Below are 12,316 nucleotides of genomic sequence, written 5' to 3'. Positions count from 1 at the left end.
CGCGCTTCCGTGATTGACCGATGTGTACGCTCGGCGGCTGGTCGGTCATGCACACTGCGGCGCGCGGAGACGCACACGTCGAGCAATCGGGGGCTTTCGAGGACAACGCTACTGCGGTAACTCACGGCCGCAGTGAATGTGCCAGAGGGCTTTCCGAAGCGTTACCCCGGAAGTAACTCGTTCTCCCCGAAAACGTCACCCACGCCGAGCGATCAGCACGGCAGTCCGAACCTCCAGCGCGGTCTCGAACTCTTCCGCCCGATTTTCGCGCCGCCCGATTCGGCGTAACTGTTCCTCGTGCGCCCGACGAACCCCGTCCCACTCGCGCCGTCCGAACCCGAGTCGCTCGCCGACCGCCCGCCAGTGCTCCTCGTCCACGAGGAAGACACTCCGCTCCGGCGTCTCGTGGATGCACTCGTACTCCCGCCGGTACTCGTCCAGTCGCGGCCCTAGGTCGGCCTGTGTCGCTTCGACGAGTTCGGAGAGCCGTTCCAGCGGGACGCTGGCTTTCGTGCCCGCCAAGAGCACGATTTGGCCGTCGATTGGATGGGTCGGTTCGTCGGTCGTCATTTCTCTTTCTCGGTTCTAATCGCCAGCTATCCACCCGCACGCATCGCCTTCTGCGAGAAGCGTTCGACCAGCGAGTCCAGCGTTTCCTCGTCGCCTTCGAACACGACCGTCACCTCCGTCAACTCGACGGTCGGGCCGATGCTCACCGTCTCCGACGAGAGCGACGCCCGCCAGCCGTCGCCTGTAACGTCGCCGTCCTCTCGCGTTTCGCCGCCGAGATTTTCGAGGTACGTGCGAGCGAGATTCTCGTTGATACCCCGGAAGGATTTCTCGCGTCGCATCTATCCTCCTGCGACGGGCGGGAAAATGCTCAGTCTATCGCCGTCCGAAAGCGATGTTTCCCGACCGTCAATGTGGACGACGTCTTTCCCGTTTCGCATGATGGAGAGTTGGGGTCGCATCTCGCCGTCCTCGAACAGGTCGAGCCCGTACTCCTCGGTCAGCGATTCGAGCACCTCCCCGACCGTCGCGTCGTCCGGATACTCCCGTTCGAGCGTCTTCTGGCCGACCGCCTCGCGGAAGTTGGCGAAAAACCGGAGGATGAGTTCCATGCCCGATGTTGGAACGCCCCGAGTAATAAACGCTCAGTTCGAATCGAGCCGAAGCCTCTCGGTTCGCCGGTTCGACGCGTTCGCGGCTTCAGTCGGAACCGACCGCTCCGGCGGCGACTCCGGCGAGGAAGAGCAGGGCGACCCCTCCCGCGAGCACGGGCGTTTCCGTTCCGACGCCGAGTACCCGCCCGAACGCGGCGAGCGCCCCGTCGGAACCCGAGAGCCGGACGGCGGCACCGCACAGAACGCCGAGCGACGCAATCGTCGTGAGCGCACCGTGCACCCCGCGACGTATCTGGTCACCGCCCGCGTAGTTTCCGGCGACGTAGCTCCCGACCGGGATGGCGACCGTGCTGGCGAGGGTCGTGACCCGGAGGAGGACGTTCGACGTTCCTAGGAGCAGGAACGCGGCCGGGACGAGGTGCGCGCCGAGAGCGACGAGCATCCCGACCGCAACCGCACCCCCGTCAACGCGGCGCGGGATGGACCGTCGGCTCTTCGCTCTGCGGACGCGAGCCAGCGGCGAATCGTCGTCCGTCATCGTCCGGGGCGGATGCCGTCGCTAACGATGCGGGCGTTCCGCTCTCGGTCGATGTGCGTCGAGAGGTCGTCGTGGTCGTACAGTTGTCGGATGAGGGCGGCTTGCAGATCTCGCCACGCCATCGCGTAGATGGGTGACTGGCCCCACGCGCGGAGTTCGGCGACGAAGTCGTCGTACTGCTCCCACCGCGTCTCGAAACGTTCGACCACGTCCACGGCCACGCTCGCGACGTCCTCGTCGGAGTCGGTCTCCTCGGCGAGTCGGTTGAGACGGGCTTCCCACCCCGCGACGGCCTCCTGCATGTCGCGGGCCGCAGCGTCGCCGTCTTCGGGGAGCGAGTCGACGATGGCGTCCGGAACCGATAGCGAAATCTCGTCCATGGCGTGAGGTTGTTCGTAATCCGTCAAAAACGCTTGGCTCGCCGCTCAGGCCGATTTCGCGTTCGCCAGCCGCTCGAACTGCTCGTCCGTGAGCGACGCGTCGGTCGCGGAGAGGTTCTCCTCCAACTGTTCAACCGTCCGCGCGCCGACGATTGGTGCGGTGACGGCGTCGTGTTCGAGCAACCACGCGAGGCTGACCGTGGCGGGGGTCGTCCCGACCTCCTCGGCGACCGCTTCGACGACCTCCAGCGCGTCGAAGTTCTTCTCGGTGAGATAGGAGTCGCGGAACTGCTGGTCGGTCGCGCCGCGGCTTCCTTCCGGCGGCTCCTCGTCCCGCGAGTACTTCCCCGTCAGGAAGCCGCCGGCCAGCGGCGACCACGGGATGATGCCGATGTCGTAGTCCTCGCACATCGGCAGGTAGTTCGGTTCTATCTCGCGGTTGACGAGGTTGTAGCGCGGTTGTGCGAGCCGGAACGGTTCGTACTCCATCTCGTTCGCCTTCGCAACCTTCCACGCGTTCGGTTCGAGCGTCGAGGTGCCGAGATAGTTCACCTTGCCGTCGCGGACGAACTCGTCGAGCGTCCGCATGAACTCCTCGGCGGGCGTATCGGCGTCCCAGCGGTGGATGTAGAGCAGGTCGATGTACTCCGTCCCGAGGCGGTCGAGGATGCGGTCGGTCTGCCGGCGCAGGTGCTTGCGCGAGAGGCCGCGGCCGTTCGGGTCGTCTTTCCGGGTCGGCCAGTATATCTTCGAGGCGATAACGAAATCCTCGCGGTCGCGGTCTGCGAGCCAGTTGCCGATGTATCGCTCGCTCTCACCGTCGCCGTACATGTCGGCGGTGTCGACGAAGTTCCCGCCGGCGTCGGCGTAGGCGTCGAGCAGTTCGTGGGCGCGTTCTTCGTCGATTTCGACCTCGCCGTCGTCGTTCTCGCGACCGAATCGCCACGTTCCGAACGCGATTTCGCTCACCTTGGTGCCGGTGCTTCCCAGCGACACGGTTTCGAGTCCCATGTCTCGACGGTTTCGAGAGAGAACGGTTAAATCGACCGAAGGCGGGTCACTCTTGGCCGTAGGAGTGGCCTGCGAACAACGCCAAGACGTTGCATGCCAGCAGGGCGGAAAAGACCGTCAGTTCAGCGCCAGCGAGACCATTCAGAAAGAGCGGGACGTAAAGGAACGGCAGTGCGACCGCAGCCCAGAAGCCGACGAACTGGATCGGCGTCGTCAGCGAATGCTCGTCGTACCTCGCGCGCAGTGTTGTAAGCTTCCGGCGACCGTCGGCGACTCGATTGACGATGGAATCGCCGCCGTTCTCGAACCGAGTTGTTCCCGTCATGGTTGACACACCGAACCCGGATGAACGATGGACGGGAGCGTCCTTATAACGGAACGAGCGTTGGGGCGAGTTCACACCGTTTACCGAGGGCGTCTCTCTCGCTCTCGCGTGTGGAGAACGTCCGATACGATTCAAAATCGTTTTTGCGTCGATATCGCTGAGACGGATTCGATAGACGACGGATAAATTGTATGGTGAAGAGAATAGAATACTACTTAGATGAATGCGAGCGGGACCATCAAGAGGACGCCTGCGGTGAGTCCCGAAAGGAGTTCGCGGTGCCCGCCACCCGGTAACCCTTCACCTACTTCGAGTGCTTCCGGGATGAACTCGGATGCGACGAGGTATATCATCGCCCCCGCGGCGAAGCCAAACCCCATCGGCAGGAACTCCCGCGCAGTGCGGACGAAGTAGTACGCGATGACGGCCCCGACGGGTTGTGGGAGGCTGGAGAAGACGGACCACCAGACCATTCGCCACTTGCTCACACCCATCGCGTGGAGTGGGATGGAGATGGCAACGCCTTCCGGGACGTTGTGGATGGAGATGGCGACGGTCATGAAGATCGCCAGTAGCGGTACCGCGAAACCCGCGATTTCGGGAGCGCCTTCGAATCCAAGATCGGCGAATGAGACGCCGATAGCGACGCCTTCGGGGAAACTGTGTACTGTGAGGATGCCGAGGATAAGCACGAGTTTCTTGAAGTTCGCCTCCTCGTACTGCTTCGGATTCACCTCCGCGCCGGAGATGATGCGGTGGCTCACGACGACGAGGGCGACGCCGACCGCGAGACCGACGACGACCCCGGTGAGACTGCCGCCGTTCGCGCTCGACAGACCTTCGAATATCAGCCCGAAGACGGACGCGGAGACCATTATCCCCGAGGCGAGTCCCCAGAGCGCGACGTTCCAGCGGTCGCTCACATCTTCCACGAGGAAAAACGGAAGCGCGCCGATGCCGGTCGCTAGTGCTGTTATGAGGCCCGCGAAGAACACTAGGACGAGTTTACCCAGTACGTCCATAGCCACTGTTGGGACTCCATCCGGATAATACTTATCAAAGAAATTATGTTTTTGGTCAGCCTAAAAACGAGTGTCTTAACTGGACGGATTATTTTCAAAATTTGAAAGCATTCTTCGAAGAGATTCAAGAAAGGGGAACCGCTCAGTCGCGGTTGTAGCCGTGACCGATGACCACGGCGACGAGATTGAGCGCGAGAAGCACGGCGAACAGCTCGGCGGTTGGCGACAGGTTCCCGCGATAGAGAAGCAGGAGATAGCCGAATGGAAGCGCGACAGCGGTCTAGAAACTCAGACACTGAACCGGTGCAAAGAGCTTTCGTGCTACGGTCTGGGCGGCGCTACGAGGGACTGGGAGTTCGCAATTCGATGCGCGGTCGTTCTGTATGATCGAATGATTTGACATTAGTTTTCTCGAATGTATCTATCCCTACGACTGGTGGGGTCATATAACGGAGTGAGCGTACGGGAAATTCGCGCTATTTTTCGGATAGTGCTTCTTTGCCGACGTTTCACAAACGTCTGAGAATTCTTTAGACGTTTTAAAAACGCATTTTGAGTTGATTTCGACGATCTGATTCTGACGACGTATCGTATTGCGTATCAGATCGGAATTTCCGAACGGATAATTTCAATCGAATGGTGTATTGTATCTCGAGGCAGCCGGATGGAAATTCTTGCCTGGTGACCAACCCCGCGGGAGAGGACTCTTCGTCGCCTCGGCGAGCGACGTGAGCCGAAATCCATCTCGACATCGTCACTACCGAGAATCTTCGTTTTCGTTAGAATGCCCGGGGAGGGCTCCGAACCCTCGATCTCCGCATGACCCAGGTTCGAGGCGTGGCGGGCCTCACGGGCATGGGAGGTTTCCAAGGCCTGAGCGCCAAATCTCAGAACCCTATGAGTGCGGCGCTATGTCCAGCTAAGCCACCCGGGCTCGATTACCGGTAGGCAACTGCCACTCTTTAAAGTTCCCATCTCCACCGATGGAGGGTGCCGGTGGCGTGCGTCGGTACCGTTCGGCATCGTGCGGCTATCGGCGTACCGTCCGCCGGTCGTCGAGGCGTCCACCGACTCTTATCAGATATCTTACTGATCATGATTGTGTCGTGTCCATCTGGCGGTTTTAAGATAAGTGGATGATCGTTCCCTGCATGAGCGTTCCGGAAATCGTACAGTCCAGTCTCGGAAACGAAAACGTTGCCACAGAAGTGTCACTCGGCGGTGAGGACGTCCTCTACGTGACGCCGACGCGGACGCTGATTTATCGAGCCGACGGTCTGCTGAGCGACGAGTCCGTCAAAGAGTATCCGCACGACGCGGAACATATCGACATATCCGAAGGGCGGCGGAAATCCACTGTCGCACTCGACTACGGCATCGACGGCACCGACCAGTTCAAAGTACCGACCAAACGCCTCCACGACGCCCTCCATCCGGTCATCGCCGGCGTGTTGAACTCGGCGGGATCACCGATGCGAACGAGCAGGTTCTTCAGACGTACCCGTTCAGCGAACTCACGCTCGTGCTCACCAGTGCGCGCGTCGTGAAACACGTCGGCGAAGCGATCTAGGACGAGGACTTCGAGCAGTTCCACTACGCGAACGTTACGCGCCTCGACGTGGAGGAAGGCAACGTCTCTTCGCAGATCATCATCGAAATCGACGGGCGTCCGCAACGAATCAAAACGCCGAGCGACCGGACGCGCGAAGTCCGCGTACGCATCGAGCAGGCGCTTCTCTCCTATCACGACGTCGGCTCGTACGCGGAGTTCGAGCAAGCCGTCGCCCCCGACGAAGAGCCGGAATCCGACCCCGACCGAAACGTCTCGTTCGCCGAGGACGACGAGGTGTTCGGAAGCGGCGTCGACCCGCTCGATGCGAACCCGCCCGAATTGGACGAGGAAGGACTGATAATTGAGGAATTGCCCGGCGAAGTGTTCGTCCTCGTCGAACGCGTCGCCAAGTCGAAACCGGAGACCGGCGGCGCGGACGGCGCGCCGGATTCCGAGGTTTCGGACGACGCTTCAGACGTCGAGGAGACGACCGGATTCGCCGACTCCGGATTCGAATTCGCCAGCGAGACTTTGGACGACTCCACGGAGGTGCAACTCGCGGCGCTCACCGAAGCCGTCGAGCGACAGAACGAACGGCTCGAACGACAACAGCGCACCATCGAACGACTCGTCGAGGAACTCACTCGCGCCCGGTGACCTTCCGGATACAGGACGAGCCGAACGGACCGTGTTCGCCCGCGTCGAGTTTCATGAAGTAACCCGTCGATATTCCCGTCCCGCAGCGTCGGCAGGTGAAGTCGCCCTCTTTCGTCACTACTTCGCTCTCGAATCGGACGAATCCGCCTCCGGTCGGTCGGACGATACCGTTTTCACGCTCGATGACGCCCCGCTTTTCGGCCTCGTCCAAGATAGTTCGTGTCGTCGTCGGGTCGGTCGTGATGGTCTCGATACGGTCTACCGCCTCCGCGACCGACAGCTCTGACCGTTCGAGCTTACTCAGCAGTTCGACCCCGAGAGCCACGAGGTCGTCGTCCGCGTCCATCGGGTTCGACTCCCACCCGGAGCGGATTAAACGTTGCGCGCTTGGGTGGAAAGAACTTAACCCTCCCGCCGGCTACCCTCGGAGGAATGGCGCGTGCGCAGATTCGACGGCAAGTCGTCGGCCTCGCGGTGGTCGCGCTGGTCGTCGTCGCCAGTCTCGTGCTCTCTCCGGGATTCGTCTTCCGGCAGGTCGAGCGCGTGACCGCGAACCCGCTCCTCGCCGCCGGGTTCTTTTGCTTCGTCTATCTCGTCCGCCCGCTGTTCGCGTGGCCGACCTCGGCGGTCGCGGTCGCCGTCGGCTACGTCTACGGTCCGGTCGTCGGATTTCCGGTTGCGCTCGCCGGAACGGTCGCGAGCGCCTGTCTTCCGTTCGCCGCGGCTCGATACTTTCGAATCGTCACTGGGCTGTTCGGTCGTCTCGGCGCTTCCGGCGAGCGGTTCTTCGACGCGACCGGCGACCTGCGCGGGATGGTCGCCTCGCGCCTCGCACCGGCCCCATCGGACCCCGTCTCGGCGGCGGCGGGACTCTCCGGCGTCCCGTGGCGCGCGTTCGTGCTCGGCACCGCGATCGGCGAGATACCGTGGATGGCCGCGGCGGTGCTGGCAGGCGGGTCGCTCGATGTGCTCTCGGTCGGCCGACTGAGCAAGAACTGGTGGCTCGTCGTCGCCGCAGGAGTCGCGGCGCTGCTGCTTGTCGTGAAACCGGCCCGAGAGGCGCTACGACGCGCGTAGTCACCAGAAGTTGTCCGAGCAGTCGTAGACGACGCCGTGGCGGGGACAGATGTACTTGCAGTGACGGCGGTACATCGACTCCTCGCAGAGCGGACAGGGTCGCCCTCTCGGTTCCTCGGTCATGCGTACGCTACCGTGTGCGAGTCGCTTGACTGTTTCCACCCCCGATCAGGGCGACATCCACCGGTCTCTTATCAGCAGGAGTCCTCCTGCGATCCAGAGGACGACCGCGAGGATGACGGCAAAGATGTGGAGTTCCGAGATCCAGAACGGGAGCGAGACAACGTGGCGAGCCCCGGTGAGGAGCGTGGACAGGACGGGGATATCCACCTTCCGGTCTCCGAGCACGTCGTACTCGCTAGTGGAATCGTAGGGTTTTCCGAATGATTCGCCGTACGGAACGCGGTCGGCCTCGTACGGCAGATTCGGAACTCGATAGCTACTCACCAGGCTTCCATTTCTCGTTATCTCGACCACGCGGTTATTTCGGCTGTCGGTGATGAGCGTGTTGCCGTTGGGCAGGCGGTCGGCGTCCCGTGGCCAATCGAGTGCGATTCCGTCCACCTCGTACACAGTCCACGCCTCCTCCCATCGGCCCGTCGATTCGTTTCGGTGGAGTTCGACGACCCGATGGTTCTCGGAGTCGGCGACGAGTACCGCTCCGTCGCCGAGCCAATGGGGATTGTGTTGCTTGTTGAGAAGCGAAGGGTCGCGGTTCTCGTTTATCACCTCTACGACGCCCTTTCCGCGCTCGACGACGACGAGCTGGTTTGCGTTTCTGACGCTGACGAGGTAGCGTCCCTCGCCGATTCTATCCACGTCGTTGATGTGGAGCCAGTCGGTCTTCGTGGGGTCGGGCGGCGCGTCGTAGAACTCGCTCGCGTTCCAGACCCATGTCTGTTCCTCGGAGGTCAGATTAAGTGTGTAGATGCTCTCGTACTCCATGTCTGCGACCAGCAACTCGCCGGAAGAGAGCATCTCCGCGTCGTGAACCTCGCTGTCCTCTCGGGTTCGAACCGGATAGCTCCACTGCCCGACTATTTTCGGTTCCCCCTTCGCATCGATAAATCTGACTCCCGTTCGCTTACAGGGCGAATCGAACTTGCCGCATCGCCTGTACAGGCCGTCGGCAAAGGTCGCCAACACGGTTCCGTTTTCGAGTTTCGACACGCCCTGATAGCTGATGGCGCTCCCGACCGTCCACAGTAGGCTTCCGTCGCTGTCGAGCGCGGTCACGTTCCCACCCCACCCCGGCCCCTGCACGCCGACCAGCATCGTGGTGTTGTTGTCCGTGCGCGTCGGTATCTTGTCCGTGTTCGGTGCGAGCGCCCAACCAGCGCCGAAGGTCAGTCCGACGAGTAGTAAGCCCGCGAGAATGAGTACGACCCCTCGTGACGTATTACTCCGTGATTCCATCCCTCCCTTGTCCTCCGATTTAGCTAATCTCTCAGTCAGAAGATGTGACTATACTTGTCACTTCTGGCCGTCACACCCGAAAAAATGGGACGCTATGATAGCGTTACGAGCACTCGCTCCAGCCGCAGGACTCGCAGGTCTTGCAGCCCTCCGAGAAGTACAGCGAGAGCGACCCACAGGTGGGACACTCGGGACTCTCGCCGGCGTCGATGAGCGATTGGGAGGCGTCTTTCGTCTCGATCGCCCCGCCGTCCGTCTCTGTGTCGTCCGTCGTCTCTTCGAGTGTCACCTGCTGCGGGTAGGCGGCCTTCTCGATTTCCCCGTCGAGGTAGCGCCGCATCGCCACGCCGATTGCGTCCGGGATGGAATTTATCTGCTCGCCCTTGTCCCACGCGACTTTCGGGCTGCGGATTCCCTGTAGGTCGGCGGCGATCTCTTTCGGGTCGACGCCCGACCGGAGCGCGTAGCTGATGACCTTCGCCAGCGCCTCGGTGAAGGAGTTGGTGAACCCGCCGGAGTTGCCGATGGTGGCGAACAGTTCGAACGGCTCGCCGTTCTCGTCCTCGTTGATGTTGACGTACATCTTGCCGTAGCCGGTGTCGATGCGCTGCGTGACTCCGTGGAGCACATCGGGGCGCGGGCGCTCCTGGGCGTACGCGCCGCCCGTGACGCCGTCGCCGAGGAGATTTTCCAGTTCGTCGTCGAGAGCCGCTTGCACCTCCTCGTTGGCGATGAAGCCCTCGATACCGCCGAACACGTCCTCGATCTGCTCCACGATGGTCGCCGCGGCCTCCTCTTCGTCCGCGAACTCGGCGTTGTCGGCGCGCGTGGTGAGCACCTGCTTCGAGCGCGTGCCGTCGCGGTAGACCGTGACGCCCTTCCCGCCGTGGTCGTAGATGTAGCGGTACACTTCGTCCATATCCTCCTTGTTCGCGGAGTTCGGGAAGTTGCAGGTCTTCGAGATGGCCGAATCGACGCCCTGCTGGCAGGCGCACTGCACCGCGGCGTGTTGCTTACCGGTCAGGTCGCCCGTCACGACGAACAGTTCGCCGATGGCGTCCGGGACGCTCTCCAGCCCTTCGACGCCGGAGAACTCGTTTTTCGCCATCTGTTCTTGAGCTTCTTCCTTGACCGCTTCCACGTCGATGTCGTTCGCCTCTAGCGTGCGGAGGAAGTAGTCGTCGAACTCCACAAGCATCTCGTCGCCCTGCACGTCGTCGGAGACGTTCTTGTAGTAGGCGACGTTGTAGATGGGTTCGCAACCGCCCGTGGTGTTGCCGACCATCGAAGTGGTTCCCGTCGGCGCGATGGTCGTCGTGTTATGGTTGCGGATGGAGAAGCCTTCCTCCCACTTCTCGGGGTCAAGTCCGGTCTGGTGTTCGAACCACTCGGGGTAGTCGGTGGGGTTCGCGTACTTCGAGTCCGACCAGTCGTTGAACGACCCTCGCGCTTCGGCGAGTTCGTGGGACGCCCACTTCGACTCGTGGTTGATGTGAGTCATCAACTGCTGGGCGATCTCGTTGCCCTCATCGCTGCCGTAGCGGACGCCGAGTTGGATGTACAACTGGGCCAGTCCCATGATGCCGAGTCCGATCTTCCGCATGTCCCGAACCTTCTGCTCGATCTTCTCGACCGGGAAGTCGGACATCGTGACGACGTTCTCCAGGAACCGCGTCCCCCACTCAATGCGGTGGTCGAACTCGTCCCAGTCGATGGCGTCCCGGAGGAACGCATCGACGGCTTCGGAGAGCGACCCGTAACTGTCGCCGTTCTCCTCGTACCAGACGCGCCAGTCGGGGGCGTCCAAGTCGGCGACCGTCGAGAGGTTGATGTGGCCGAGATTGCAGGCTTCGTACTCTTCGAGTGGCTGTTCGCCGCACGGATTCGTCGCCAGAATCCGGTGGTCGGGGTGTTTCTCCACGTCGAAGGAGTGTTCCTTATTCACCCGCTCGAGGTAGATGACGCCGGGTTCGCCGTTCTCCCACGCGCCTTCCACGATGCGGTTCCAGATGACCTTCGCCGGAATCGAGAGCACTTCGCCAGCCTCGACGTACTCGCCGAGGCCGAACATGTCGTAGAGTTCCTTCGTGTGCTCGGTGGCGACGTGCGGTTCTTCGGTGCGTGGGTTGGTGAAGACGAACTCCTCGTCCTCGTACAGCGCCTCCATGAAGCCGTCCGTGACGCCCACGGAGATGTTGAAGTTCGAGAGGTGCCCCTCGGCGGCGTTCCGGAGGTGTTTCGGAACGCGACCTTCCTCGTCGATGAGTTCGCGGGCCTCTTCGAGCGCCTCCTTGAACGATGTGTGCGTGTAGTCGTCGGGGTCGTTCAGCCGGAGCGTGTTTGCGAGACTCACGTCCTTGTTCTTCGCGTGGATAAACTGGATGATATCCGGGTGCGAGACGCGCATGACGCCCATCTGTGCGCCGCGCCGCGCACCGCCCTGCGCGATGGTCTCGCACATCTGGTCGTATGTTCGCATGAACGTGATGGGGCCGGACGCGATGCCGCCCGTCGAACCCACGGCGTCGCCGTACGGTCGGAGTCGCCAGAAAGCGTAGCCCATGCCGCCGCCGGATTGGAACACTTCGGCGGCCTCCTTCGCGGTCTGGTGGATATCCGTGATGTCGTCGTCGGGCGAATCGACGAAACACGCGGAGAGCTGTTGGAGTTCGTCGCCCGCGTTCATCAGCGTCGGCGAGTTCGGGACGAACGACAACTGCCCCATCAGGTCGCCGAACTCGTCCCGAACCGATGCGACGTGTTCGCGGATGTCCTCGGGGAGCTCGGGGACGACGGTGTCGTAGGCGAACTTGTTGACGTTGTAGACCGTGAGCGTCGTCTCCGCCTCGTCGTCCGCCGCAGTTCCCTTTCCGAACACTTCGGCGGCGAGTTCGTCCCGTCGAGGGTGGTCGGGTTTCAACTGGTCGGGCGTCACCGTGATCTCGACGCCCCGCTTTTCGGCTTCGTAGACGGCTTCCGCGAGCGCGATGTTCTCGGCGACGCGCGGGAACAGGCTCTCCTGCGTCTCGACTAGGTTCCCGTCCGCGTCCTTCCGAAGATACCGCGCCGGGAGGATGTTGTGGTACGCGTTGCCCGTCATCCGGTCTTCGAGGGTCGCCCCCTCGGTGCGCTTGACCGGGAGGGTGACCTCGTCGGCGTCCGTCTCGTGCGCGCCGCTCATTCGAGCGTCACCACCGCTTCAGCGGTTCTCTGT

Annotated in this window: 14 protein-coding genes, 1 tRNA gene and 1 pseudogene; 2 read left to right on the top strand and 14 right to left on the bottom strand. The window is 62.2% G+C overall.

Translation table 11 applies throughout. From position 1 onward, the window contains the following. Positions 1 to 195: 195 nt before the first annotated feature. From LIW51_RS12560 to LIW51_RS12515, 10 genes are all read right to left on the bottom strand, one after another. On the bottom strand, positions 196 to 570 hold the full coding sequence (locus LIW51_RS12560; protein WP_227374462.1) for a DUF8048 family protein: 375 nt from the start codon (positions 568 to 570) through the stop codon (positions 196 to 198). Positions 571 to 596: 26 nt separating this feature from the next. Beyond that, entirely contained in the window at positions 597 to 851 is a 255-nt protein-coding gene (locus LIW51_RS12555; RefSeq protein ID WP_227374461.1) for a MoaD-like domain-containing protein, read from the bottom strand. Then, the gene (locus tag LIW51_RS12550) at positions 852 to 1,121 is read right to left on the bottom strand and encodes a ubiquitin-like small modifier protein 1 (RefSeq protein WP_227374460.1); all 270 of its coding nucleotides are present in this window, start codon (positions 1,119 to 1,121) and stop codon (positions 852 to 854) included. An 88-nt stretch (positions 1,122 to 1,209) separates the two neighbouring features. Next, positions 1,210 to 1,662, bottom strand: a complete 453-nt coding sequence (locus tag LIW51_RS12545) for a hypothetical protein (RefSeq protein WP_227374459.1) — start codon at positions 1,660 to 1,662, stop codon at positions 1,210 to 1,212. Further along, positions 1,659 to 2,042 (bottom strand): DUF7971 family protein, encoded by a 384-nt coding sequence (locus LIW51_RS12540; protein WP_227374458.1) that lies wholly within the window; start codon positions 2,040 to 2,042, stop codon positions 1,659 to 1,661. Before LIW51_RS12540 ends, LIW51_RS12545 begins: the two co-directional genes overlap by 4 nt. A 45-nt stretch (positions 2,043 to 2,087) precedes the next feature. Further along, positions 2,088 to 3,053, bottom strand: a complete 966-nt coding sequence (locus tag LIW51_RS12535) for an aldo/keto reductase (protein WP_227374457.1) — start codon at positions 3,051 to 3,053, stop codon at positions 2,088 to 2,090. A gap of 46 nt (positions 3,054 to 3,099) precedes the next feature. Continuing rightward, a complete protein-coding gene (locus tag LIW51_RS12530; RefSeq protein ID WP_227374456.1) occupies positions 3,100 to 3,378 on the bottom strand; it encodes a DUF8028 family protein in 279 nt (92 codons plus the stop codon). A gap of 215 nt (positions 3,379 to 3,593) precedes the next feature. Next, the gene (locus LIW51_RS12525; RefSeq protein ID WP_227374455.1) at positions 3,594 to 4,400 is read right to left on the bottom strand and encodes a ZIP family metal transporter; all 807 of its coding nucleotides are present in this window, start codon (positions 4,398 to 4,400) and stop codon (positions 3,594 to 3,596) included. Positions 4,401 to 4,542: 142 nt separating this feature from the next. Continuing rightward, complete coding sequence (locus LIW51_RS40420) at positions 4,543 to 4,629, bottom strand: DUF8028 family protein (protein WP_497007392.1); 87 nt, start codon at positions 4,627 to 4,629, stop codon at positions 4,543 to 4,545. Positions 4,630 to 5,185: 556 nt separating this feature from the next. Further along, positions 5,186 to 5,334, bottom strand: a tRNA-Met gene (locus LIW51_RS12515). A 217-nt stretch (positions 5,335 to 5,551) separates the two neighbouring features. On the opposite strand from LIW51_RS12515, the pseudogene LIW51_RS39915 reads away from it, so the two are divergent. Next, positions 5,552 to 6,609: pseudogene (locus tag LIW51_RS39915) on the top strand (DUF7115 domain-containing protein). Here the strand turns inward: LIW51_RS39915 and LIW51_RS12500 are convergent. Further along, the gene (locus LIW51_RS12500; protein ID WP_227374451.1) at positions 6,593 to 6,955 is read right to left on the bottom strand and encodes a DUF5830 family protein; all 363 of its coding nucleotides are present in this window, start codon (positions 6,953 to 6,955) and stop codon (positions 6,593 to 6,595) included. The pseudogene LIW51_RS39915 and the gene LIW51_RS12500 overlap by 17 nt on opposite strands. An 86-nt stretch (positions 6,956 to 7,041) precedes the next feature. On the opposite strand from LIW51_RS12500, the gene LIW51_RS12495 reads away from it, so the two are divergent. Beyond that, a complete protein-coding gene (locus LIW51_RS12495; protein ID WP_227374450.1) occupies positions 7,042 to 7,686 on the top strand; it encodes a TVP38/TMEM64 family protein in 645 nt (214 codons plus the stop codon). Here LIW51_RS12495 and LIW51_RS38535 read toward each other — a convergent pair whose 3' ends face one another. The 3 genes from LIW51_RS38535 to LIW51_RS12485 all read right to left on the bottom strand — a co-directional run bounded on the left by LIW51_RS38535 (position 7,687) and on the right by LIW51_RS12485 (position 12,283). Further along, the gene (locus LIW51_RS38535; protein ID WP_255766667.1) at positions 7,687 to 7,809 is read right to left on the bottom strand and encodes an HVO_2523 family zinc finger protein; all 123 of its coding nucleotides are present in this window, start codon (positions 7,807 to 7,809) and stop codon (positions 7,687 to 7,689) included. It abuts the gene before it with no gap. A gap of 45 nt (positions 7,810 to 7,854) precedes the next feature. Beyond that, entirely contained in the window at positions 7,855 to 9,102 is a 1,248-nt protein-coding gene (locus LIW51_RS12490; RefSeq protein WP_227374449.1) for an aryl-sulfate sulfotransferase, read from the bottom strand. Positions 9,103 to 9,205: 103 nt separating this feature from the next. Continuing rightward, a complete protein-coding gene (locus LIW51_RS12485) occupies positions 9,206 to 12,283 on the bottom strand; it encodes an adenosylcobalamin-dependent ribonucleoside-diphosphate reductase (protein WP_227374448.1) in 3,078 nt (1,025 codons plus the stop codon). Positions 12,284 to 12,316: the final 33 nt, after the last annotated feature.

Source organism: Haladaptatus halobius, assembly GCF_020618475.1.
GTDB lineage: Archaea > Halobacteriota > Halobacteria > Halobacteriales > Haladaptataceae > Haladaptatus > Haladaptatus halobius.
The sequence above is the reverse complement of the archived record's forward strand: the minus strand, read 5'-3'. Positions and strand labels throughout refer to the sequence as shown.

Excerpts from the sequence above, each read along its gene's own strand:
- LIW51_RS12560 (WP_227374462.1), bottom strand. The coding sequence starts at position 570 with ATGACGACCGACGAACCGACCCATCCAATCGACGGCCAAATCGTGCTC.
- LIW51_RS12555 (WP_227374461.1), bottom strand. The coding sequence starts at position 851 with ATGCGACGCGAGAAATCCTTCCGGGGTATCAACGAGAATCTCGCTCGC.
- LIW51_RS12550 (WP_227374460.1), bottom strand. The coding sequence starts at position 1,121 with ATGGAACTCATCCTCCGGTTTTTCGCCAACTTCCGCGAGGCGGTCGGC.
- LIW51_RS12545 (WP_227374459.1), bottom strand. The coding sequence starts at position 1,662 with ATGACGGACGACGATTCGCCGCTGGCTCGCGTCCGCAGAGCGAAGAGC.
- LIW51_RS12540 (WP_227374458.1), bottom strand. The coding sequence starts at position 2,042 with ATGGACGAGATTTCGCTATCGGTTCCGGACGCCATCGTCGACTCGCTC.
- LIW51_RS12535 (WP_227374457.1), bottom strand. The coding sequence starts at position 3,053 with ATGGGACTCGAAACCGTGTCGCTGGGAAGCACCGGCACCAAGGTGAGC.
- LIW51_RS12530 (WP_227374456.1), bottom strand. The coding sequence starts at position 3,378 with ATGACGGGAACAACTCGGTTCGAGAACGGCGGCGATTCCATCGTCAAT.
- LIW51_RS12525 (WP_227374455.1), bottom strand. The coding sequence starts at position 4,400 with ATGGACGTACTGGGTAAACTCGTCCTAGTGTTCTTCGCGGGCCTCATA.
- LIW51_RS12500 (WP_227374451.1), bottom strand. The coding sequence starts at position 6,955 with ATGGACGCGGACGACGACCTCGTGGCTCTCGGGGTCGAACTGCTGAGT.
- LIW51_RS12495 (WP_227374450.1), top strand. The coding sequence starts at position 7,042 with ATGGCGCGTGCGCAGATTCGACGGCAAGTCGTCGGCCTCGCGGTGGTC.
- LIW51_RS38535 (WP_255766667.1), bottom strand. The coding sequence starts at position 7,809 with ATGACCGAGGAACCGAGAGGGCGACCCTGTCCGCTCTGCGAGGAGTCG.
- LIW51_RS12490 (WP_227374449.1), bottom strand. The coding sequence starts at position 9,102 with ATGGAATCACGGAGTAATACGTCACGAGGGGTCGTACTCATTCTCGCG.
- LIW51_RS12485 (WP_227374448.1), bottom strand. The coding sequence starts at position 12,283 with ATGAGCGGCGCGCACGAGACGGACGCCGACGAGGTCACCCTCCCGGTC.